This window comes from Mastigocoleus testarum BC008, from assembly GCF_001456025.1.
GTDB classification, from domain to species: domain Bacteria; phylum Cyanobacteriota; class Cyanobacteriia; order Cyanobacteriales; family Nostocaceae; genus Mastigocoleus; species Mastigocoleus testarum.
In genome coordinates this window covers 34993-58264 of record NZ_LMTZ01000134.1, presented here as the reverse complement: position 1 = coordinate 58264, position 23272 = coordinate 34993, and the positions used below count along the sequence as shown (strand labels likewise).

Here is a 23272-nt window from a genome sequence, read left to right as displayed (position 1 = left end):
AAGCAATAGGCGACAAGCAATTAGGTATGTCAGAAAAACTTCCAGAAACTAACCAATATTTTGCTCCTGATAACTGTTAACTGTTAACTAATAACTGACAAATATTTTCTATATCTGTAAATTAAGTTCTTGGAATGGTTCTGAGGATTTTTCAATTTTAAGAGTGTCTACAAGTTGATCGTCGACCAATAATTTATATTCACCTTGTTGTAATCTTTCCAGATAATAAACTCCAGCAGTATTAGTAACAGAAAATTTGCGTTTGTTAGGATCTCTAGTTGCGATCACTTCTACTCTAACTCCTGCGACAGGTTCACCTGTTTGATTTGTGACTATACCCGACCGACTATAGGAACGAACTAAGGGTAAATTCACAGACGTATAACTACCTGCAACCACATCAACCGCGAAAGCATTTTTTTCTGATTGCCAATCTAAAGGATAACCTGCAGGATCTAAATCCAATCTGTAACTACCTGGAACTAAACGTATACTAATGCGATCGCTACTAATTTGTGGTCGTAAGGTTTTAAGGGGACGATTATTTACAGCAAGTAATAATTCTGATGTTTCAGTATATATTTTTTCTCCTTTGTCCCGCTTTCCATTATTATTTTTGTCAAAAAATGGTCTCACTAACAGACCACCCTGAGTACGTAAGTCTCTAGAGCGCCGATCCCCTGGGCTGAGACCACCTTGCAAATTTAAACTGGAAACTAAATCAATTTTAAAACTAGATGTATCTGAGGTTAAAGACACTCCTTCATATCGAGCCCGTAACATAATTCCTGGTAATACGGTGGTACCTAACGATGCGATTAAACCATTACCCTGGGAGCCAATACCATAGCCCAATCGTCCTTCCCAACGGTAATTACCATCCCTAGCACGTTCTTGAGAACGATATTGCCATCCTAGAGTTAACAAATTATCATTGCGATTGCGACTGCGGGTTTCGTAATTTAATAAAAAAGAATTACCGGTATTTAAAAAACTGCTGTTATTTGATAAGTTGTAGGTCAATTCTGAGAAAGTACCAATTTCATTTCCACGTTGGGTTAATTTGAGATTACCTAAACGTTGTAACCAATTCCAACGAAACCGATTTTCTGTATCTATGCTTGCACGGGCAAATGTATAGAAATGTTTGCCGCTAAAATTTAGTTGTACGCCAGAAGCAGTTCCACTCTGGCTGGAAGTATTTGCAAATAAACTCAAACCTCTTCCCAAGCGCCAATTTACATTAAAACGATTGGATAAGCGATCGCTAGTGAAGCTTGCATATAAGTTACGAGAGGGATTAAAGCGAATGTCAGAAACTATATCAGCTTCATTACCCATCAAAGCCGAAATCGCAACTTTTAAGGGGAAACCATCGGGAAGATAAAAAATTTCTGCTAAACCTTTAGCTGAATTGTCGTATACTCCACCCAAACCAACCGTAAAATTGTCAGAAACGCCCCAACGTCTAGCGACTGCACCACTAAAATCAGTAAGTTCGCCAAATCCCAAAAAACTGTTTTCCGCAAATTCTCTATCCCAACCACCAGAGAATACCCAAGCAGAAGCACCTACGGGAATTTGTCCTGGTAAGCTTGAATAGCTTGCATTCCGAATTTCTGGTCGAGCTGTTAATCGTCCCTGGGGATACAAAAAAACGCGGAGTTTATTGAAGGAATTACCTTTTGTCTTAATATTCTCAAAACGGTAAATACCAGAAGAATCCACCAATATTTCAGCAATAATATTACTTACACCTCTAACCAACTGAACTAAAGTTCCTGGTTCTGCTTCACCAGTTATAGTACGTCCAATTTCATCCGCTTGCAGACGTTGACGAGGTGATGAAAAACCTCCACCAAAAGGCTTTAGTGGTGTGAAACCCTGTCTTTGAATATAGGTAAAACCCCAATACCTATTTCCACTTCTGGTATCCCAAAAAGTTGACTGAGAACCAAGAAAGTAATCTACTTTATCTGTTTGATGTAAAAACTGCGCTTCAGAAATTCTCCAACTGCTTTGATTTTCTAAATCTCTTTGGTCAGTACGCACAAACCACGAACCACCAAAAGCGCTACCCACAGCAAGGAAATCTCCTCGCAATGATGTCGAAGTATTACCCCTACCGCTTGCGTCTATTCTTTGTTCGATCGCTGTCAGATTAAAATTTTTTGCTTTGAAACTCGGTAAACCATCAAAAATTATAGGAACTTCTTGGTCTGTAACTCCACGTCGAGAACCATTTTTCCAAGGTACTTCTAAAATAATTGCATATTCATTAATATCAAATTCTGCATCAACTCCAAACAGTCTTCTTATCTGTCCAATAGAAAATACGAGTCCTAACTCTTTATCGCTAGTAAGTTTTTTCGGATCGATTCGAATCACAACTCCAGGAGAACGCGCTTCCAACTGACCGTCGGACAAAGTTGTAATATCTATATTCAATACATCGACAACAGCATCATAGGGAATCAACCAATTATTAAAGTTAACAGCTTTTTCCCCATCCTCCGCTCCCCGGATCAAAATACTGCGATTACCATTGCGTACCCCTACATTTATACCGACGGGGAATACATTCATTTCTTGGAAATCCTTAAGCAATTGCACCCAAGTTATATTACTCAGTAGTTCTTCCTTTTGTTCCCTTATTTCTGATAGATTTATTTTTGCTACAGGAGTTTTTTTGGTGTCTTTAAGTCTTTGCACCAAAGTTTTTTTTTGATATTGATCGCGAACAGAATCGGAGCGATTTTTTGAGTTCCTCTTTGATTCTTTAAGTAATTGGACTAAAGTCTGTATAGATGATTTTTTGACATTAACAATTAAAGCATTAGCCCTAACTGGTAAATAAAACAAATAATATTTCAGGAGTAGAAAAGTAATTAAGTAATAACCAAAACGATATAACCTATATTTCACAGTATACTTATTTTTTGTAAGTAAAATTTTTCATAAATTAGGAGACATTGCCATGCAATGCCTCCTCTACATCAATAGCTTTCCCGAAAATACACTGAGACTAACAATAATATTATTTAATTGCTTATTGTTAAATCATAGATTTATTTAACTGCATCTGAAGTCGGAATAGTAACATTTACATTGAAGGGTAGCTTCCGAACATCTTCATCTTCTTTCCATTCCAAGTTTCCACTTAGTTGATAAATACCAGGAGCGAGTTGTTTTTTAGCAGGAAAATTTAACAATATATTGCGATCGCTTTGTGCAATTACAAAATTTTTTCTTGTTTCGTCAGCGTGAATTGTAGTCTTTCCGTGACTTAATTTCCAACGTATTTTGGGTCTAACAGTCTCATTACCTTTGTTACTAACCAAAAGTTGAATTTGCTCTTTCTTGCGATTGAAGCCAGCTTTATCTATCTTTAATTCTGATGCAATATCTCCATTAGCAACAAATACAGTGACCCCAATTCGGGTTTTTAACGCAACATTATTTCCATCACCATCTTTAGTCTGTTTCAGTGTTTCATTAAAGACCACAGCCCTTAATTCTCTGTCAGGTAAATTTGGAGGCATGCGAGTATATAAACGCACTCGACGTCGCGTATTTGGTGGAATAGTTAATTCTCGAGGTGAAAATTGCAGATATGGGGTGAGATCGTTCGGACTAGATTTCAATATTTGAAAACCGGCGTCACGACTATAGGTAAAAGGTTGAGCATATAGACGTACTCGTTTACGAGTATTGCCAGTATTCTTAATTGTAATCATTCCTTGAGCTTGTCCCCGTCGGGCTTCACTTTGTATTATTAACGGCGAAACTCCGACTTGAGCTTTAGCGAGGTTAGGAAATACAGTTAAAGCAGATAGACAAACAGAAGTAATGACTTGAACAAAGAGTTTATTGCCCTTATTACCTAATTTTTGCTTGTCTATAATCTTATTTCCTAAAATTTTATTTTCTAGAATCTTATTGCAAATCATATTTATTCAGAACTGACAACATTAAACTTAAAACCATATCTATAATTTCCTGCTGGAAGAGGCTTTCCTCCATCGATTGCTAAGTTAAACAGCAAAGTAGTTGTTCCCATTGGTAAAGAGAGAGTAGAAATTTCATCGGAACTGATTGATTTTCCAGAAGATGTTTCCACCCTGACAAAGGTAGATGTCGGTTCAATTGCAGGACCAGCAAGCTGAATTGGCTTTAATACACTGAAATTTACAGCTTGCTTACAGGTGATAGAGATTTCTGTTGGGGAACCACCAGCTGTTTCGAAACTCACGAGTCTAGTGGAATGCATTCCAGTCTCAGGAACTAAAGTACCAGAATTTTTCTCACTAAAACTGCATAAATGCGAAGTAAAATTTTCAGCTAATGCAATGTGAGATTCTACGAAATTAACTGCTAGTGTCAAAACCGAAATTAGTAATAAACGACTTACCATTTCGCTTAATTCTTAGATATTTATGCATAACTTTCCGTTTATTCTTAACACAGAATTTAGTTTTTGAAATCACAAAAACCAAAGTTTTTTTAATACGCAAAAACCAAATTTCAGGAACGTTATATGGTAGCATTCCTGAAATAAAATTTATATTTTCCTATAATTGCAGTTATTGTTCCATCCAAAGGATTCAGACTCGGATGGACACAAGACTGCTATTTTTTCTAAGCTTAAGGAGTGGCAGTAATAACTACTTCATAACTGTAAGTACCAGGATCCAGATTAGCACCATTACTCGCCGACATATTTACTCTAATTGTATCTTGCTCACCACTAGCAATAGTATTTTTCGCACCACTACCATCAGAAGCAAAATCCAGACCTAAATTACTACTTGTAGCATTTGCGGACAAAGTAGCACCGGTGAGTGGATCGCCAGTAGCAACTGGTTCGGCAATACTCAAAGTTGCACCAGTAGTACAGTTAATATCAATCGTAGCCTCAGAGCCTTCAGAATACTCAGGATTACTAGAATCACTACCTAAAGCATCGCCTGTTGTGTTGGGTACAAGAATACCAGCAACAGGATCGCTAAAAGTGCAAGCACCACCAACTACTCCACTGAATTCCACAGTACCTGTAGTAGCAGTTTGAGCTTTGGCTTCAGAAGTGAACGCTGTTGTACTTACCAAAATTAATGCAGAAGCGAATAAAAGACGACGCAGCATAAATAAATCCTTTTCCTCTAAGTCAATAAAAATGGGTGTTTAAATTTTGGAACGTTAAATTTGTAAGAGTCATTGATGTCCGTGTTACCGATATTGCATGGTATCCACGATGTTGAAAGACGATAAATAATTACAAATTCAAAGATAAGTGAATAGAACAGAGCCAAACATGCTTAGAATATAGCTCTACAAAAAATACATTGTTAAGAGTGATAATACCTAAGCCTTTGCTCACGGGCTAGTTATTTTATATCCCAATTGCCACAATTTTTAGGACATTTTTCTGTTCCCTGTTCCCTTTAAACCAAAATTACGATGTCCTAAACGAGGTTTTCGTTGCTATAAATCTCAAATTACCTAAAATAATGGGATCGGTACTACAACCAATCCCTTGCTTGGCCCTAAGGCTACCAGTCTTAAATTCATGAATCCTAAAGTTATGGATTCTGAAGTTATAGTTACTGAAACTATGAATCTTGTAACGTTGTTTTTGAGACAATTCTAGTTTTCTTGCGATCAGATTCAGACAATTCTTTTCCTGCTTGCAAGCGAGTTGCAGATGTTTGTAAAACAGTAGCTGCCCCGGTATCTCCCATTTGTAAAGCAGTTTTAGCTGCAGTTTGTAGTAAAGTTGCAGCACCAGCGCGATCGCCTTCTTGCAGTTTCGTTTCTGCCAACTGCGTTTGTCGGTATTTGCCCAAAGCCAAAATATGTTTTTGTACTTCCGAATCAACTACAGGCTGATAAGCGGACGTTGAATTAATTTCTATACAAATAATATCAGAACTTATACCAGTTTCATTTTTCGATGGATCGTCATAAATTACTTGTAACTTAGCAATAGTATTTTTGCCTTCAGGAAACTGCCCCAAGTAGATATTTGTCAATACTACCCGTTCTACATCTTTCATCAGGTCTCCCAGACGAACAGAAAAAATACCATCAGCTTCTGGTTGTACTGGCAATTCAATTGTATCCGGACAGACTTGCGCAACCGGTTTGAGTTCGGCTAGCCGCACCCTAGGCATTAAAGAAAATCTTAAATGAGCATTTGTTAAACCCACAGTTTGAATTCGATCAAACATTTGGTTGAACTTTTCCTCGACTTGGTCGAGTTTTTGGATATGAGATAAACTACCACCCCCTGCATCAGCAATATTTTCTAAAATATCTTGGTTCCAGTTATCGCCAAACCCGAAAGAATTCAAAGTTAAGTTGTAGCTAGTTGCGAGCTCAGCAAACTTTAAACACCGGTGATTATCGCCATGCTCGTTTTCACCATCAGTTAACAAAAACGCCTGGGAAATACTTTCTCTTTTTCCTTTTGCTAATTCTTCTATTCCCAAACGTAAACCTTCATCAATTGCGGTACCGCCATCTGCACTTAAACGGTTAATTTGCTGTTTAATCTTTTCAGGACTTTCAATTGCTTGATTTGGAACTAGGACTTTTGCTCGATGGTCGAAAGCAATTACACTCAAGCGATCTCCAACTTTGAGTCGATCAACTAAGCGATTTGCAGCTTTTTTTACAGTTTCCAAAGGTCGCCCCGTCATTGAACCACTATGGTCAAGAATCAAACATAGGTTCAGGGGGACATTACGGTCTAAACTTTGAGGCTCAGCAGAAATAGAAACAGCCAACTGACGTTGAGAATTTTGCTGATTGGCATCTAAACTCGCATCACTCAACACCGGCTCCAAGCTAACCTTCATAACCCAAACTTCCTATTGTTGGCACAATACGTATTCATAAATAACTTCATAGTGCGATATCAGCACTACGGAAAAACTTTATGTAAAAAATACGTTAATAATATTCACAATCTGTCGTTAAGAGAAACTAACTTAGGGTCTGGAAGAAGAATTTAGTTTCTCATCCTTACGATTCACCTGCAGGAGCACGCGTTAATATCCCCAATTTCTCATTCCCCAATCCAAATTTAACTATAAAAAAAGAAGAAAATCTAACAAATTTTAAAAGTAGCAGGAATCCACACCTCCACCAAAGCTGGCGTCGCGCTAGTATGTATTACAGTTAACGGCATTTATTCAGGCAACAGTTGCTATGGAAACTTCCCCCATCAAGGCTGTGCAAGCCCCCTACTACGCGGATAATCCGAACCGTACCCCCCCACCAGACCTACCTTCTTTGTTATTGAAGGAGCGAATTATTTATCTTGGCATGCCATTAGTGCCTGCTGTCACGGAACTAATAATAGCTCAATTGCTGTACTTAGAGTCTGACGATCCAGAGAAACCAATTAAAGTCTATATCAATTCTACTGGTACTTCCAGTTATAGTGGCGAACCAGTGGGTTTTGAAACCGAAGCGTTTGCAATTTATGACACAATGAGATATACCAAGCCACCAATTCATACCATTTGTATTGGTTCGGCTATGGGGATGTCAGCAATGCTTTTAGGTGCAGGAACTAAAGGTTGTCGCGCCAGTTTGCCCCATGGGACCATTGTCCTTCACCAACCAAAGAGTTACGCCCAAGGACAAGCAACGGATATCCAAATTCGGGCAAAGGAAGTTTTGGCAAACAAGAAGACAATGATTGATATTTTGTCTGAAACAACCGGACAGTCCTACGAAAAAATTGAGAAAGATATGGATCGTCTTTTCTACATGACCCCCCATCAAGCAGTGGAGTACGGTTTAATCGATAAAGTTTTCGAAAAAGAAGAAGTTGCCGATCCCGTCCTACCAGCAGGAGTGATCTAAATAAATAACTTGCAGGTCGAAAACACCAAATTCATTATTATAAAAACGGAGTAGCAAAAATGCCTATAGGCGTTCCTAAAGTTCCATACCGGATGCCGGGAGGACAATACACTCAATGGATTGAAATTTACGATCGTCTCGCAAGGGAACGCATTATTTTCTTGGGACGAGACATTAATGATGAAGTCGCGAACCAAATTATCGCTATTATGCTTTACTTAGATTCAGAAGATCCGGGTAAAGATATTTCTCTTTATATCAATTCTCCCGGTGGTGTTGTTACCTCCGGCTTGGCAATTTACGACACTATGCAACACATTAAATCAGATGTGGTAACAATTTGTGTTGGTTTAGCCGCTTCGATGGGGTCGTTTTTGCTAGCTGCTGGTACCAAAGGTAAGCGTTTAGCGCTACCACATTCGCGAATTATGATTCACCAACCATCTGGTGGAACTCGCGGACAAGCCACTGATATTGAAATTGAAGCAAAAGAAATTCTGCGAATTCGTCACCAACTCAATGGTATTTACGCTCAAAATACCGGTCAGGGGATCGAAAAGATTGAGAAAGATATGGATCGCGATTTCTTTATGTCTGCTCATGAAGCAAAAAAGTACGGCTTGATTGACAAAGTAATTGAAGATCGTCCGTAAATATTATTTTACCCAAAATCCAAATATTCTTGGTCTTCGGGTTTGATGTAGAGACGTGCTAAGGTGCGTCTCTATGAGTTTAATAGCACGCTTTAATATTAGTTAACAGTAATATCAGTTAACAGTTGCCAGTTACCAGTTGTCAGTTTAAGGCACGCTTTTACAGTACACAAACAACACTAAGTATTTCTTACTTGTTACTTATTACTCATTACTTATTACTCATAATTGTTAATTACGAACTTTCAAGAAAAAAAATAATCTATATGATTATCACCTGATTGTTTTAAGCTTGTAGCTAATTGCCGTTTCGAAGTAAAGATAGCTAACAGCCAATGGATGTTGTAGACTGCTACCGTTTATTAGGTTTAAGGTCAGGAGCCTCCGCTAGTGAGATTAAATCGTCTTATCGGCGCTTGGCGCAGCGATATCATCCTGACACAAACCCCAATGATAAAAGAGCAAAAGAAAAATTTATTGCCGTTACTGAAGCATACAAGTTGCTGTTAAAAGTGGTACCACCACATAAAACACATCAACAGCAAACCTCTTCTTCTCAGGCAAACTCAATATATTCGGAAAATAAAGCTAATGGCAAAGAGGTATCAACGAAGGAAAAAGTAAAAACCAAGAACAAGTCAAGAACAAAGCCTCCCAACCTTTCTGAAACTGAAAATCGACTCAAGTGGAAAACTTACAAACAATTACTGCAATTCTTAAAACAAAGACGTTTTCCCCAGGCTACAGCCCTAGTGGAAGCTCTAGTACAGCGTTTACCACAAGATGCAGAAGTTCGTCAGTGGCAGGCTATTTGCTATCAAATGTGGGCAAAACAACTAATTGCCCAAAGAAAATTACTTAAAGCGAGAATCTATCTTAAAAAAGCTCTCAAAGCCGACCCGAAAAATAAAAGTTTACAAAAAGAGGTACAGCGGGATTTTAAATACTTGGAAAAAATTCTTTAATGGTTGTGCACCACTGGTCATTTGTCACTTGAAATAAAACAAAATATAAATAACAAGTGATAAATGACGAGACATAAATTTAACCTAAATTATATGAACTCGGGGTAATTATGGCTTTTGATAAAACTAAATAGTTAATCTCAGTCATATTAGTTTCAAGATTTCATTCTTCTATCCATATATTTTCTGGCTATGTTTGTGTCTGGAAATACTTAGCGATAGAAGAATTTTTTGTGCTTATATATTTGATTGAGAATATTTCCTGTTTCTTTGCCCTTCTTACCTGTCAGCTTTGAAGCAAAATCTATATCTCTACTATTATGACCTTGTGGTGTTGGCAAAGCAATTATTTCAGCAAACATCAGTTACAGTATTATTAAGTTAGGTCAGAACATGAAAATTGACGAAGAATAAATAATGTATTCGGAGATAAAGTATCCTAAATCTCTAAACATACTTTCAACGCAAAGTCGTAATTTATACCATTAATTATCAGCATGTTCAAAAAAATTCGTGCTGTATTGACAAGTAAAAAAAATCCTTTACGTTTACACAATTTCTTTTTTTTGCCCCCACCAAGTGATTCTCATCGTGCTTCGAGATACCAGGGTAGCGAGCACACCAACCTAAGCCAGAAAAACTTAGGTATTACTTCCATAAAATCCTTAGATCGCAATAGAAATGCGATCGAGTACTTGGGATTACTTACAATTGGTAGTGCTGGAGTAGCAGCTTTAATATTAGGAATAAGAGAAATCAGATGGTTGGAAGATTGGGAATTAAATACTTACGACCAAATGCTGCGCATTCGTCCATCTGAACCTGTTGACAAACGACTATTGATAGTTGGTATTGACGGTAAGGATCGTCAAAATTATTCAAATCCCCTTTCCGACGACTTGATTAATAAGTTGTTAGAGAAAATACAGTCCCATAAACCACGTATCATTGGTTTAAATATCCTGCGCCCACAACAAAAAAATTTAGCTTCTGGTCAAAATATAGAAAATCTTATTACTGCTTGTACCCACAGAACTAAAACTAAAGAGGAAATTCCCCCACCACCGAACTTTCCTGAAGTAAATATAGGTTTTAACGATCTACTTCCCGACGCAGATCGAACAATTCGTCGCAGTTTACTAACTTCCAAAATCGATTTATCTGAAACTTCAGAGAATCAATGTAAAGCAGAATACTCCTTTGCAACCTTATTGGCGATTGACTATCTGAAAGAAGAAGGTATTGATTACGAAGTTGAACCATTTCAAGTAGGTGAAATTTTATTACCAGGATTAACAGTAAATTCCGGTGGCTATAAAAATCTTGATTCCAGAGGTCACCAAATATTATTGAATTACCGCCATCTTGATCGCCGTCTCGATAAATTTGTCCAGACAGTAAGTCTTTCTGATATTCTCGAAAATGGAGTTAAACCTAGTATTATTCAAGATAGATTGGTAATTATCGGTATTACAGACCGCAACCAAGACAATTCTGTTTACACTCCCTACACGAATTCTGAAGAACCACAATATTCAACTGCTTCAGTATATATTCACGCTCAAATTGCAAGTCAACTAATTAGTACTGCGTTGGATCATCGTCCTTTGATTGGTTATTTACCCGAGCAACTTGAGGTGATATGGATATGGTTGTGGGCGGCGATGGGTGCTTTTTTTGGGTGGCGCTTGAGAAATCCAATTATTTTATCGGTGTGTGGGAGTATAGTTTTTGCTGCTTTGGTGGGAATTTGTTATCTAGCATTTTTACAAGCAATTTGGATACCTATAATACCCCCTGCTCTCGCTTTAGTAATTTCTAGTGCTGGTATGATGACTTATATCAATTACCAAGTGCAGCAGCAAACTAAATTAATTATTCTACAAGTTGCGAAACAAAAGGAAGCTATCGAACAATTAGATCTTCTTCTCAAAGAAAATTCTGCAGTTCAAGACATAGCCCAACAAGAAGATAAATCTAAACAACCAAAAATATCTAAACAACAAGAAAAATCTGGACAAGAAGATGAATTATTAGATAAGCCGCATTCGCAAATCAGTCCTGCTTATTCTAGGTCTTTTTCTTCTCCACCTTCTTTACTTTCCCAAAGATATGAAATTAAAAGAATACTCGGTCAAGGTGGTTTTGGCTGTACTTATTTAGCCAAAGATACCCAACGTCCTGGAAATCCAACTTGTGTGGTCAAGCAACTAATGCCTGCACGCAGAGATACAAGATTTTTACAAGTTGCGAGAAGATTATTTGATGCTGAAGCTGAAATTTTGGAGACTGTAGGTAAACATCCTCAAATTCCAGAATTACTAGCATATTTTGAAGAAAACCAAGAATTTTATCTAGTAGAAGAATACATTCGAGGTCAATCCTTGGAAACTGAATTATCGACAAGTAATCGGATGTGGAACGAAATCTCTGTAATTGAAATGTTGATAGAAATTTTGGAAATTCTCAATTTCATTCACAAACACCGAGTGATTCATCGAGATATCAAACCCAGTAATATAATCAGAAATAAATTAGATCGCCGTTTAGTATTGATTGACTTTGGCGCAGTCAAGAAAATGCAGCCGCTAGACGCAGAACAAACAGAATTAGCTACAGTTGCAATTGGGACTAGGGGATATACACCACCAGAACAATTTGCCGGACATCCCCGCTTGGCGAGTGATATATATGCTGTGGGTATGATTGGCATTCAAGCATTAACAGGAATATTTCCACAGGAGTTGACGCTAGATCGAGACACAGGAAATATCTTTTGGCGACAGAATGTACAAGTGAGTGATGAATTGGCAATGATTTTGGATAAGATGATATGCTACCACTTTTCCGAGCGATATCAATCTGCTGCAGAGGTTTTAAAAGATTTAAAATCAATAGCTTAGTTTACAAATAAGCTATACTCAATCATCTCATATTTTTCATTACCAATTACCAATTACCAACCAAAGAAATCTTACCCTGCTTTTGGATATGATTGATTTTGGGAATCAAAGCAAGCATTAAAATGTTGCTTGAAGTAAATTCCGGACGTTGTCATTCCTTCAACGTTGTAATGAGAACTTGGTGCTTCTTTGTATGACGGACAACGAGTGTTAATTTCCTTTTGCAATATTTTTGGTAACTGTGTAAAGTCATTAGCTTTCTTGCCACGAGCAGCATATATTAGGTAGCCTGGGAACTTTCCCATTCTCATCCAGGGAAGCCATTGACCTGTTCTGTTCCAGTTTAATTCAAGTTTAGATACAGTCTTGACTTTCAAATCAAGTAAGTCTGCAGTAGAAACTGTGAGTTTGAAAAATTCTGCTGTTTCATAAGTTGGTTGGGGGCTATATTCAACAAATTTTGGTTCTTTGGTTAAAGGATTAGGATAAGTGGGAAAAATATCAAATGCAAAAGTTGTTCTGTCACCATCTACATAAGCCGGAAACTTGCCTTTAAAGTATCCTTGTACTGGATTATTAACAATTTGAACAATTGGAACTGTTTCCCTTGTCCAAGGATTTTCCCACCTACGCAAAACTTCATTTGTTACTGGATGTAAATAATAGTTGAGTTCCCTAGAAATATAATCCCATCCTCCACCAGCATTGGGAATGCACCGACTGACACTTACTCCTATAAGATTAAACAATAGTTTTCTCTTTTTCCCTGGGATAGATGCGTATATCGAACCATTCCAAAATAAAAAAGTAGATTGTTCGGGGTTTAGAGATGCACGAGTTTTTACCCAGTATTGGGTATCAAATTCTTGGATGTTGGCAATCATAACTAAAAATATATGTATGGTATGAATAGGAGCCAATAAATCTCAAGAATATGTATCTGCTTAGAAAAAATAATTCTGTAGTTTTGAGTCAAAAGCAATCTTTTGCTCAGATGCATATGCTGAGACAGATGCAGCTCCATGTAACTTTTAGTTTTAACTTAACCTAGATTAACGGGAAGTATTAAATCTGGCGATAGGTTATAAATCCCTTGCCAATCAAAGAAACTGAAGGTTATATTAAAAAGTTGGCTTTCTGTAAGTAAATGGAGTTTGTAGTGCAATTGACATAAAAAATACTCAAAATACTTGGGCTTTAGGTAAATGCAATTACATATGGGACGTTGGGAAAGTTACAAATCATGAATTGATAGAAAAATAAATCAATCCCAATATAAATTCATTTAGTATCTAAATGCATTCCCTATATCCAGGGTAACTATTACGAAGGAACTATGGGAAGAGCATCAGTAATAACTGTAATGAAAACGAAAAAATCTAGATATTTTCCCAAAGCTATTTACTGCAGATCGAAATAACAGATAAATTCTCTTTAGTCCGGATTTGAAAAAAATATACAGCTATAGATACTGGGGGTTGATATTAAAAATTTATACTTTATAAATAGATTAAAAATATATTTTTAAATTGATTTAATTTTACTTTTGATTTATGGTTTATGACTCATAAGAGTTTCCTTGTCCGCTGGTTTTATAATTTACCGATTCGACGCAAGCAGCTAACTGGGTTATTTGCTTCAGAAATTATTTCAACTATTGGATTAGTTGGAGTCGGAGCAATTTTAATTGTTACTGGGGGACAAAGTATATTATTTCATCAGGCTAAATCTGAGTTAATAGTCAGCCAGATGAGCTATGATATCAAAATTAACCAAATGGGATTTGGTTTTCGCGGTCAGTCAGATAATATAGCTATTATTAATGCACTCAAGGAAAGTAAAGGTTCAAGAAATTTAAATCCTAGTTTGCAAAAACAAGTTAAACAAATTCTCCAAAATGAAATTACAGCCAGAGAGATTGAAGATGCTGTTTTAGTGGGAAAAGATTTACGGGTAATTGTTAATGGCAAAACTGATAAGAGTGGTGAAATATACAATCCAAATAATTTGGTCAGTAAAGTTTTGGAATCTAATACACAAATTAAAACTACTGAAATAATTAACGAAAAAGAGCTATATCAAAGGGATTTACCATTACCTTCAGAAGTAAAAGGCGAGGATATATTAATTCGTTATACTGTTACACCAGTACAAGACCCTAAGACAGGGGAAGTTTTAGGAGCTTTACTTTCTGGTGATGTAATTAATCATCAGTCACAAATAGTTAAACAAATTCTTAATGCTACTGGAGGTGGTTATAGTGCTATTTATCTACATCAATCCACCGGAAAATTTAGTCTTGTTACAGCCGCTTTAGAAAGGAGACAACATCGAGAAAATCGAGATAAAAATTTAAATCAAAGAAATGAAAAGTATTATAATAAATATCGATTTAATGTTCCTTTAGAAAATAATTTCTTACTTAAACTTGCTGTTGAAAAACCTGGTCAAGTAGCAACTACACGTTTAAAAGTAGGAAATAATACTTATACTATAGCAGCACAATCAATTAATAATTTTGCAAAACAACCTGTAGCAGTTTTAGTCAGAGGAACTCCAGAAAGAGATTTAAATCTTTTACTCAGAGATAATTTGTTTGTTCAAGGGGTGGTTGCAATTATAGCATTGGCAATCGACATTGGGTTAGCAATCTTGTTAGGAAGAGCGATTGTCTATCCAATAAAGTGTTTACAGAAAGCCGCTCAGGATTTTTCGACGGGAGACTTACAAGCACGAGCGGAGGTAATCGCACAAGATGAAATAGGAGAGTTAGCACATAGTTTTAACTTAATGGTAGAACAAATTGCTAGACGCGATAGAACTATTTTGCAACAAATGCAACAACTACAAGGTACTTTAGAACAACTCCAAAATACTCAGAATCAGTTAATTCAAACAGAGAAAATGTCTGGTTTGGGTCAAATGGTCGCAGGGATTGCTCACGAAATTAATAATCCTGTCAACTTTATTTATGGTAATCTCGATTACGCGAAAGAATATACACAAAATCTAATTGAATTATTACAAATTTACCAAATAAAATATCCCGAACCAGATTCTACAATTAAGGCTAAAGTTGAAGCTATAGATGTTGATTTCTTACAAAAAGATTTGCCCAAACTTCTGAATTCTATGGAAGTAGGTTCTGAGCGTATTAAGGAAATCGTTAATTCTCTACGTAATTTTTCTCGAGTCGATGAAGCCGAATTTAAAGCAGTTAATATCCATGAAGGGATTGACAACACATTAATAATTTTAGCAAATAGGTTGAAAGAAAATATAGATCGTCCTGAAATAGATGTTATTAAAGAATATGGCAATATTCCTTTAGTTGAATGCTACGCAGGTCAAATAAATCAAGTATTTATGAATTTGATTAGTAATGCAATTGATGCCTTAAACGAACACACCATAAATGTACATTCACCTAAAATTTGGATTTATACTGAGCGGCTCAAATCAAACTGGATAGTAATTAAAATCAAAGATAATGGACAAGGAATAGATAGAGAAGTTAGCTCTAAGTTATTTGAACCTTTTTTTACTACCAAACCAGTTGGTAAAGGTACGGGATTAGGTCTTTCAATTAGCTATCAAATTGTTGTGGAAAAACATCATGGTAGCATCTCATGTAACTCTAATTTAGGTGAAGGAACTGAATTTGTCGTGAAGATACCGATTCAACAAACTATTGAGTTATAGCGGATTGCAACTAAGTGAGGTACAGTTCAAAAACTGAAAGTCAGTTATAAAGCAGATTCTACTCCTGACTNGTCTTCAAACAAATCAATAAGAATTGGCAGAACTGAAATTAGCTCCGTCAGGTTTTTAATTAAATCTAAAAATTTAAATTTTCGAAGAAAGACCTGAGTTTGCTCTCATCTAAATCACCTAAACTGCAAACTCCACTACATACATCTACTCCAAAAGGAGCTACTTTTTCAACCGCAAGATTAATATTTTCCGGGTTTAATTCCTGCTCTGACTTATAACTTATTCTCAAATTAAGCAGCTTCGGAAAGCTGACGATCAAGACGACGGAATAAAAATACCCAGACAGGTAAAGAACTATTAATTGCAATTAACCTTACCAAATGACCAACGGTTACCACTTCTACATTATGATTTAAAGTCAAAGCCACCAAAATCATTTCTGCAGCGCCTCCTGGTGCAGTTACTAACATACAAGTTAACCAGTCCCAAGACGTTAATTGCATAGCAAAATAAGCTGCGATCGCACCTGCAAATAAAGTCATAAGAGTTGACATCACAGCATAAGCAATAGTTTTCTTACCAAAATCTGGTTTTTCACCCCAATATTCGCCAATAGTAATCCCCAGGAGCGTTTGACCAATGATACGAATAATTGGCGGTAATGCAAAGTGAGTAATTCCAGTTGCGATATGTAAACTATGAATTAGTGGATTAAATGTTATTCCCACCAGTAAAGCTGCAAAAAAATGAGCTGCGGGAATTTTAAATAATGTGGCAATATAAACTGCAATTAAGCTTACAACTAAGAGTAATAAAAACAAACCAAAATATGAAGGTGTAAAAGTGATAAATTCTACTGCTGTAATAATTGTTGGAGAGGTGATGTGATCATCTGTTAAAATTCTTGCGATCGCTGGGATAAATAATACTACTGAGGTCACACGAATAACCTGTACTAATGCTACTTGTGTAACGTTTTTATTATAGTCTGCAGCTATAGCTGCCATAACACCAACACCTCCAGGAACTGTGGCTAGCATTGCTGTTAATAAATTTGTTTTACTGAGGCGAGAATAAATGTAACCAATCAGAGTACCACTTATGAGTAAAAAAAGAGTCAGAAAAACAAAAATAGGAATTCCTGTTACAACACCAATTAAATTATTTTGAGTTACAGAGAAACCAATGGTCAAACCTACTAAGACTAAACCAACATGTCTAGCACTCCGGTTTGGTTTAAGTGTAAGCTGATAAAAAATCCGACTGACTTGCAGAACGATTACGCCGGCTATTATCCCAGAAAATATCCATGCCATTCCACCAATATTGAAATGGGAAAGAATTAGACCTACAGGTAATGCTAAACATATCTGCAAAGCAAGAATGGTCAAGGATTGCCAAAATAACTGCTTTGTGCTTTTAGAGGAGGCGTCTATATCGATATTATTTAAGTTTCTATCGCTACTTATCTGATCGGAAGTAACTAACTTTACAGCTTGTTTCATAGATAAATATTTTTTAACTTTACTTTACTATGTATCCACGCTAACGCGATCTTGGTTGTAAAGATAGTCAGATAAGTAGATTTGACAGAGATTAGAACTCTGAAGCAAGAAACAACGGAGAATAGTATGGAATGTGATTCTTTGTCAACAGCTTTAAGTCATATCAAGTCCGGTAAATTAGTTTTACCTCAGGGCTGAATAACAAGATCATCATATCCTCGAATAATACTTTTGAAGAATCAAAGTCTGTTAAAGCAAGTAAGGTCCACGGAAGTGGACTTTTTATTTACACAATTTGAATATCTCGATTGCTGCTCACATGTATTTCTCGCTACACACAAACTGCCTGGAAGTTAACTATGATAAATACCTATAGTATTTGCTAAATCTTATCTTACCAGTCTATGGAGTTTTGTACTTGTAGAAAAAATATATTTTTTTATTATATGGTTAATCAAAATAAGTATTAAGAATTACTTGATTTACTTTCGTTAATAAGTATATTTTTATATTGCATCTTACCTTAAATCTTTCTCAAAAATATTCAGCGATATTTCACTGATATTTCTCTTAAACCGCGTTCATTTATCTATCACTTATTATACAAGTGATAGTATGATATTTTTTGCATCATTTTTTCCAAAAAATATATATTGACTAAATTTGTAATATTACGGTTTGAATAAATATATTTTATTTAACTCAATTTGCTTGGTCTTAATATAGTCAATTAATAACTTTTGGGAATCAAAGTAAATGACTTAAATAGGTTTACTTATTTTATTGCTAGATTTGTTATATCTATTGAAATTATAAAGTAATAAATGTATTAGCTATTTTATAATAGGCGAACTAATACATTAATACTCAGAAGTAAATAAATATTAGTGACATTGTTTAAATGTGTTTTAGCTAACTTTTTTTATTTTTTACACGATTTTATTGAGAATGAATAAAATACTCATCTAAAACACCCATCGTTTTTTGCATCATAAGTCATGAGTAATTTTTAATTACTTACAGTGATTAATGTCACTTTAATTAAATATTTTTTATCTTTCGCAATCTTAGCTAAATAAGCAAAAATAATATTGTATTTTGACGAGTGATTCTCTTAAATTAGGGCTCTAACCAATCAATTGAAACTATTTTTAACTACTCAAGCAGCCAACAAAAATGAAACTACTCCTAGTATGTACTTCTGGCGGACACTTTTCTACAATGCGAAGTCTTAAATCTTTCTGGTCCGTTCATGAAAGAGTTTGGGTTACTGATTTAAAGAAAGATACAGAAATGCTTGAGGATAATGAAAAAGTACATTGGTTACCTTATCAAGCCCCAAGAGATTTCCTAGCTCTAATATTTAATATCCCCGAAACTTTAAAAATTATTCTGACTGAAAAACCAGATTTAATCATTTCCACAGGAGCAAGTATAGCTATAAACTTTGCATTTATGGCTAAACTTCTTGGGGTTAAATTTCTTTATGTAGAAAGTATTTCTCGTGCTGAAGAATTAAGTGTGACAGGAAGAATAGTTTATTTACTGTCCCACGAATTTTATGTTCAATGGCCTGAGTTAAGTAAAAAATATTCTAAAGTACTGTTCAAGGGTTATGCTTCATGATTTTTATGACGCTAGGAACTATATCTTTCCAGTTCAATCGAGCTATTAATTGGTTAAGTGTTTTAATAGAAAATGGTGTAATTTCGGAACCTGTCTTTTTACAGCATGGTTCCAGCGATGCTTCTAGGCTTGTAGGACATCCTTTAGTAACCTTAGAGTCGACAGTTAACGGACGAAAAATGACTGAGCTCGTTGAAAATTCTCGTCTAGTTATTTCCCATGCAGGTCAAGGTTCAACGCGTATGCTAGCAGCTAAGGGATGTAGTTTTATTCTTATACCAAGGCTAAATAAATACAGCGAACACGTTGACAATCATCAGTTATTATTTGCCCAAGCGGTGGAAAAATTTGGCATCAAAAGCTGCTTATCTTTAGAAGAGCTTAAAAGTGCAGTTTTACAGCCACCACCTATTTTTCAGGGGCAAATCTTCCAAAATCCTAAGCTGACAGAACATCTTTTGCAATTGTATCCACCAGAACATAAAAAAGTGGAACAGCAGCAAGCATTAAATTCAAATTAAATTGAATTACCTTAACTAAATATTGAGACGAAACGGAAAATTAAAATTTTATATATTTCCGATTCATTTATCTCTTTTTGGTATGACACGTGTATTTTGTAAGAATTAAGGTTGAGGACTGTGAAGGTATCTGCAATTATACAGAGGCTATGGTTACCTCTACTTGGGTTAAATGGTGTTATTGTTGGGTCTGTGATAATGATTGCTACATTTTCACAGAAAACTTGGACAGCTAACGCCCAGTTGATTTTGCCTGATACCACAACAAATCTAGATGCTAGTTTAGGTACATTGGGTCAGTTGAAGGAGCAAGGGGTTGCTTTTACTAACGAGCTTAATCCGCTTAAAGTTCTAACTTCTATCATTACTAGCGATGATGCGATCCGTCCTGTTCTCTTATCTGATCCTGAAAAAGATAAGTTTCGTAGTTTGAGTAGTTATAAAAAGTTGTTTAAGGTAAAACCTACCGATCAGTCAACAAATATTCAGCTACAAGTTACAGCTTCGGAGCCAGAATTAGCAAAACAAAGGGCAAAAAGATTAATTGAAAGTTATCAAGAGCGCTTAAATGAACTGAGACAGGGTACAGCAAATGCTCGAGAGCAATTCACTCAGCGTCAGCTTAAAGATGCTGAACGTAACTTGCAGTTAGTCAAGAGTAAATTAGCACAATTTAAAAAGTCTACGGGGTTCGTTAGTGATGAGGAGCAGACTAAAAATCTAGTTACGGCGATTAATACTCTAAGAACAACCCAAACAGATGTACTTGCTCAAGCAAAAGCAACAGCTACCCGTTCTCAAGAATTAAGCCGCACACTGGGAATGGCTCCACAGCAGGCTATTAATTCATTACGTTTAAGCGAAAATAAAGAATACCAAGCATTACGACAAAAGTTAACTGAAGTAAATACTGAAATTGCAGTTAACCGGGGAACTTTAACAGAGGAACATCCTACTGTTAGAGCCTTATTGCAACAGCGTCAGAAATTACTAATGGCGCTTAATCGACAGCTTAACGCAGTGGTACCGAGTGCTGATGGAATAGATGCTAATTTTGGTGGTAACAATTTCAAAGATGCCACTATAGAATTGATTGCACAGCTAATTCAGGTTGAAAGTGAGAGTAAAGGGTTGCAACAGCAGGTATTAATAATTCAGAACAAATTAGAAAGACTGCAAACAGAACTTAAAAATATCTCTACTCTGCAAGCTCAATTATTGGATCTGCAGCGTCAATATGATATTGCAGAAGGCGTTTACAAAGGGATTGTAGCTCAGTTAGAGCAATCAAAAATTGCTGCTTTTAATGCTTACCCCAATCTGCAAGTACTCGATCAACCCACTGTCGATCCAAAACCGACGAGTCCGAAAAAATCTCTAATTGCTATTGGTGGGATTTTAACTTCGGTTTTTGCTAGTCTTGCCTTGATCTTATTTTCTGAATCTCGTAACCCATTACTCAAACAAAAAGATCTGCAAGATATTGAGCTACCATTGCTGGCGCGGATTCCGATTTTTAAATCTGCTCCATTGGGTTTAACAATGGAATCTGATGCACAGATACCCTTTCAACGCTTGGCATCTACCATTAGTTTAATGTCATTAGAAAATCACCGCTTAATGGTAACTAGCTCTACTGCAGGAGAAGGTAAAACTACTGTCACTCTTGGGTTAGCAAAAGCTTTAATGGTTTTAGGTTTTCGGGTGTTGATGGTAGATGGTGATTTCCGTAAAGCTAAGTTGAGTCGGCAATTTGGTCATGTTATGCACCCACAAAGTAATGATTTGCCTCAACCAATGCAAATCAGTCCCGGCTTGGATATATTACCAACTGCGCCCAATCAAAATAACAAAGTAATGGAATTTGTAGCCCGTGGGGGTTTTGAAAAGTATCTTAATACCATTCAAACCAATGGTAATTACGATTACGTAATTGTTGACACGGCTCCAGTGACCTCTACCAGTGAAACCGCTCTAATGGCAAAAGTGATCGCCAATGTGCTCCCAGTCATTCGGCTAGGGATAAGCGACCGCTACATGGTTCAAGAAACCATAGAACAATTGATGCGTCATAATGCCAACATTATTGGCTTGGCGCTTAATGGTATTGAACAACGCTCCGAAGGTTACATCTACAAGCACGATAGTTCGCAAGTTAACTCATGAAACAGCAACGGCGCTTTCTGGCGCGTTCATCCACAGTCGCAACCGAAGAAAGCCTCATACATAGGGGTTTAATTCGTTGGGGTGCTTTAACCGAAGCGGAGCAGCTCTTTTGTAGCTTCATTATTCTTACCCCTGTGTGGTGGTTAATGGGATGGGGTTATCAGTTACTGCTATGGTCAATAATAGTTGCTATCAATCAGATACTCCGGAATGGAACACTTGGTCTGAAGCGTCCCAGTCTGACCGTAATTTCAATTATTGGATTTGGTATATATAGAGCTATATCCACAAGTATTAATAGTTCACAGATCAAACCAAGTTTTATCTTAGGTCCACTCGCAAGTTTGTGTTGCTTAGGATTAATCATTTGGTATTTACAGAGTAAAAATATCCGCATACGTTTGGAGGTTATAACCTGGGCGTTTTCCGTTTTGGTTATTGAAATGTTAGTGTTTTGGATTGTTGCTCAATTAATTTTACAAACACCACACTACACCCCAAATCTTTCCCTTTTTGGTTACCTTACCAATAAAAGAGAACGGTTTATTCCTGGAGCTGGGAATGGGAATTATCTACTTCCTTACTTTCCCGATGATAAAGTAGCTGCAGGATTTAGTCGTTTTAGTTTTTTCTTCCCTGGTCCAGAGTCACTCGCCATATTGGTAGGGTTTATTGGTCTAGTTGCTTTAGAAGTTAAAAATCGTTCGTGGTCAATTGCACTTTTTTTTGCGAGTGCTTTTCTATTGTTGACTAGTGCGACTCGTTCTAACTGGATTGTGTTTCCCTTAATACTGGTTATTCGCTATGTAACAACTATTGGTAAAGGAATGCAAACTTGGCTGATATTCTCCTTGATTGCTGTGGTAAGTTTCGTTTCATTTTCACTACCACCTGCAACTGATTTTATCACTAATACTTTTACAAATACGGTAGAGAGTACGGGTAATGCTCGCGCTGATTCTACTGAAGTTCGTGCATTAATTTACCAAAGAACATGGGAAACCATTATAACGGAACCAGAAGATTTTATATTTGGTCGCGGACTTCAAGGGCCCACAGTATTACCTGGATATGCACCTGCACAAATTGGCTCCCACAGTTTTATCTTGGGAACATTGTTCTATCGTTCTGGGTTTATGGGTAGTACCATTTTTGTGAGTTTTTGGGTTTCGCTAATTCTCTACTTGTATCGAACCCGGAAAGATAGACCAATCTGCTCTTTTTTGATGATTCTCTACATAAGCATGACATTTAGTGTGATGGAACTTGAATCCACAGTTCCGTTAATACTTATTATTTGTGTCGCCTTAACTACAACTGCAAAGCCTATCAGGGGGAGGATTTAAC

General features: G+C 36.4%; 18 protein-coding genes. 9 read left to right on the top strand and 9 right to left on the bottom strand.

Annotated elements, in window-relative coordinates:
• Positions 1-108: 108 nt before the first annotated feature.
• The 5 genes from BC008_RS35595 to BC008_RS35575 all read right to left on the bottom strand — a co-directional run bounded on the left by BC008_RS35595 (position 109) and on the right by BC008_RS35575 (position 6857).
• Positions 109-2925, bottom strand: a complete 2817-nt coding sequence (locus BC008_RS35595; RefSeq protein ID WP_058184312.1) for a carboxypeptidase-like regulatory domain-containing protein — start codon at positions 2923-2925, stop codon at positions 109-111.
• A 143-nt stretch (positions 2926-3068) separates the two neighbouring features.
• Positions 3069-3950, bottom strand: a complete 882-nt coding sequence (locus BC008_RS35590; RefSeq protein ID WP_235595988.1) for a fimbrial biogenesis chaperone — start codon at positions 3948-3950, stop codon at positions 3069-3071.
• 2 nt (positions 3951-3952) lie between these two features.
• Positions 3953-4414: a hypothetical protein gene (locus tag BC008_RS35585; RefSeq protein WP_058184314.1), complete on the bottom strand. Its 462-nt coding sequence runs from the start codon at positions 4412-4414 to the stop codon at positions 3953-3955.
• Between the two features lie 230 nt (positions 4415-4644).
• Positions 4645-5142 carry a hypothetical protein gene (locus BC008_RS35580; RefSeq protein WP_027842605.1) on the bottom strand — a complete coding sequence of 166 codons (498 nt, stop codon included), beginning with the start codon at positions 5140-5142 and terminating at the stop codon, positions 4645-4647.
• 467 nt (positions 5143-5609) lie between these two features.
• Positions 5610-6857, bottom strand: a complete 1248-nt coding sequence (locus BC008_RS35575) for a vWA domain-containing protein (RefSeq protein WP_027842606.1) — start codon at positions 6855-6857, stop codon at positions 5610-5612.
• Between the two features lie 352 nt (positions 6858-7209).
• Between BC008_RS35575 and BC008_RS35570 the strand changes: the two genes are divergently transcribed.
• The 3 genes from BC008_RS35570 (at position 7210) to BC008_RS35560 (ending at position 9490) form a co-directional block, all read left to right on the top strand.
• On the top strand, positions 7210-7872 hold the full coding sequence (locus tag BC008_RS35570) for an ATP-dependent Clp protease proteolytic subunit (protein ID WP_027842607.1): 663 nt from the start codon (positions 7210-7212) through the stop codon (positions 7870-7872).
• A 59-nt stretch (positions 7873-7931) separates the two neighbouring features.
• Positions 7932-8525, top strand: coding sequence for an ATP-dependent Clp protease proteolytic subunit (locus BC008_RS35565; RefSeq protein WP_027842608.1), 594 nt, complete (start codon positions 7932-7934; stop codon positions 8523-8525).
• Positions 8526-8860: 335 nt separating this feature from the next.
• The gene (locus tag BC008_RS35560) at positions 8861-9490 is read left to right on the top strand and encodes a J domain-containing protein (RefSeq protein ID WP_027842609.1); all 630 of its coding nucleotides are present in this window, start codon (positions 8861-8863) and stop codon (positions 9488-9490) included.
• Between the two features lie 212 nt (positions 9491-9702).
• Here BC008_RS35560 and BC008_RS49945 read toward each other — a convergent pair whose 3' ends face one another.
• Positions 9703-9852, bottom strand: coding sequence for a hypothetical protein (locus BC008_RS49945; protein WP_161938199.1), 150 nt, complete (start codon positions 9850-9852; stop codon positions 9703-9705).
• A 135-nt stretch (positions 9853-9987) separates the two neighbouring features.
• Between BC008_RS49945 and BC008_RS35555 the strand changes: the two genes are divergently transcribed.
• The gene (locus BC008_RS35555) at positions 9988-12393 is read left to right on the top strand and encodes a CHASE2 domain-containing serine/threonine-protein kinase (RefSeq protein WP_082650705.1); all 2406 of its coding nucleotides are present in this window, start codon (positions 9988-9990) and stop codon (positions 12391-12393) included.
• A 71-nt stretch (positions 12394-12464) separates the two neighbouring features.
• Here the strand turns inward: BC008_RS35555 and BC008_RS35550 are convergent, their stop codons facing one another.
• Positions 12465-13277, bottom strand: a complete 813-nt coding sequence (locus BC008_RS35550; RefSeq protein ID WP_058184316.1) for a DUF1838 domain-containing protein — start codon at positions 13275-13277, stop codon at positions 12465-12467.
• 676 nt (positions 13278-13953) lie between these two features.
• Here BC008_RS35550 and BC008_RS35545 point away from each other — a divergent pair.
• A complete protein-coding gene (locus BC008_RS35545) occupies positions 13954-16095 on the top strand; it encodes a sensor histidine kinase (protein WP_027842611.1) in 2142 nt (713 codons plus the stop codon).
• A gap of 136 nt (positions 16096-16231) precedes the next feature.
• Here BC008_RS35545 and trpF read toward each other — a convergent pair whose 3' ends face one another.
• Positions 16232-16396: a phosphoribosylanthranilate isomerase gene (trpF, locus tag BC008_RS48890; protein ID WP_235595995.1), complete on the bottom strand. Its 165-nt coding sequence runs from the start codon at positions 16394-16396 to the stop codon at positions 16232-16234.
• 1 nt (position 16397) lies between these two features.
• On the bottom strand, positions 16398-17612 hold the full coding sequence (locus BC008_RS35540) for an AbrB family transcriptional regulator (protein WP_027842781.1): 1215 nt from the start codon (positions 17610-17612) through the stop codon (positions 16398-16400).
• Between the two features lie 1176 nt (positions 17613-18788).
• On the opposite strand from BC008_RS35540, the gene pssD reads away from it, so the two are divergent.
• The 4 genes from pssD to BC008_RS35520 all read left to right on the top strand — a co-directional run bounded on the left by pssD (position 18789) and on the right by BC008_RS35520 (position 23271).
• The gene (pssD, locus tag BC008_RS35535; RefSeq protein WP_027842782.1) at positions 18789-19238 is read left to right on the top strand and encodes a PssD/Cps14F family polysaccharide biosynthesis glycosyltransferase; all 450 of its coding nucleotides are present in this window, start codon (positions 18789-18791) and stop codon (positions 19236-19238) included.
• Positions 19235-19759: a glycosyltransferase gene (locus BC008_RS35530; RefSeq protein WP_027842783.1), complete on the top strand. Its 525-nt coding sequence runs from the start codon at positions 19235-19237 to the stop codon at positions 19757-19759. The genes pssD and BC008_RS35530 overlap by 4 nt, the downstream gene beginning before the upstream one ends.
• A gap of 198 nt (positions 19760-19957) precedes the next feature.
• The gene (locus BC008_RS35525; protein ID WP_161938200.1) at positions 19958-21925 is read left to right on the top strand and encodes a GumC family protein; all 1968 of its coding nucleotides are present in this window, start codon (positions 19958-19960) and stop codon (positions 21923-21925) included.
• Positions 21922-23271, top strand: coding sequence for an O-antigen ligase family protein (locus BC008_RS35520; RefSeq protein ID WP_027842785.1), 1350 nt, complete (start codon positions 21922-21924; stop codon positions 23269-23271). The genes BC008_RS35525 and BC008_RS35520 overlap by 4 nt, the downstream gene beginning before the upstream one ends.
• Position 23272: the final 1 nt, after the last annotated feature.

Bases quoted from the DNA above. Each gene is read 5' to 3' on its own strand.
- BC008_RS35590 (WP_235595988.1), bottom strand. From the start codon at position 3,950: ATGATTTGCAATAAGATTCTAGAAAATAAAATTTTAGGAAATAAGATT.
- BC008_RS35585 (WP_058184314.1), bottom strand. From the start codon at position 4,414: ATGGTAAGTCGTTTATTACTAATTTCGGTTTTGACACTAGCAGTTAAT.
- BC008_RS35580 (WP_027842605.1), bottom strand. From the start codon at position 5,142: ATGCTGCGTCGTCTTTTATTCGCTTCTGCATTAATTTTGGTAAGTACA.
- BC008_RS35575 (WP_027842606.1), bottom strand. From the start codon at position 6,857: ATGAAGGTTAGCTTGGAGCCGGTGTTGAGTGATGCGAGTTTAGATGCC.
- BC008_RS35570 (WP_027842607.1), top strand. From the start codon at position 7,210: ATGGAAACTTCCCCCATCAAGGCTGTGCAAGCCCCCTACTACGCGGAT.
- BC008_RS35565 (WP_027842608.1), top strand. From the start codon at position 7,932: ATGCCTATAGGCGTTCCTAAAGTTCCATACCGGATGCCGGGAGGACAA.
- BC008_RS35560 (WP_027842609.1), top strand. From the start codon at position 8,861: ATGGATGTTGTAGACTGCTACCGTTTATTAGGTTTAAGGTCAGGAGCC.
- BC008_RS49945 (WP_161938199.1), bottom strand. From the start codon at position 9,852: ATGTTTGCTGAAATAATTGCTTTGCCAACACCACAAGGTCATAATAGT.
- BC008_RS35555 (WP_082650705.1), top strand. From the start codon at position 9,988: ATGTTCAAAAAAATTCGTGCTGTATTGACAAGTAAAAAAAATCCTTTA.
- BC008_RS35550 (WP_058184316.1), bottom strand. From the start codon at position 13,277: ATGATTGCCAACATCCAAGAATTTGATACCCAATACTGGGTAAAAACT.
- BC008_RS35545 (WP_027842611.1), top strand. From the start codon at position 13,954: ATGACTCATAAGAGTTTCCTTGTCCGCTGGTTTTATAATTTACCGATT.
- BC008_RS35540 (WP_027842781.1), bottom strand. From the start codon at position 17,612: ATGAAACAAGCTGTAAAGTTAGTTACTTCCGATCAGATAAGTAGCGAT.
- pssD (WP_027842782.1), top strand. From the start codon at position 18,789: ATGAAACTACTCCTAGTATGTACTTCTGGCGGACACTTTTCTACAATG.
- BC008_RS35530 (WP_027842783.1), top strand. From the start codon at position 19,235: ATGATTTTTATGACGCTAGGAACTATATCTTTCCAGTTCAATCGAGCT.
- BC008_RS35525 (WP_161938200.1), top strand. From the start codon at position 19,958: ATGATTGCTACATTTTCACAGAAAACTTGGACAGCTAACGCCCAGTTG.
- BC008_RS35520 (WP_027842785.1), top strand. From the start codon at position 21,922: ATGAAACAGCAACGGCGCTTTCTGGCGCGTTCATCCACAGTCGCAACC.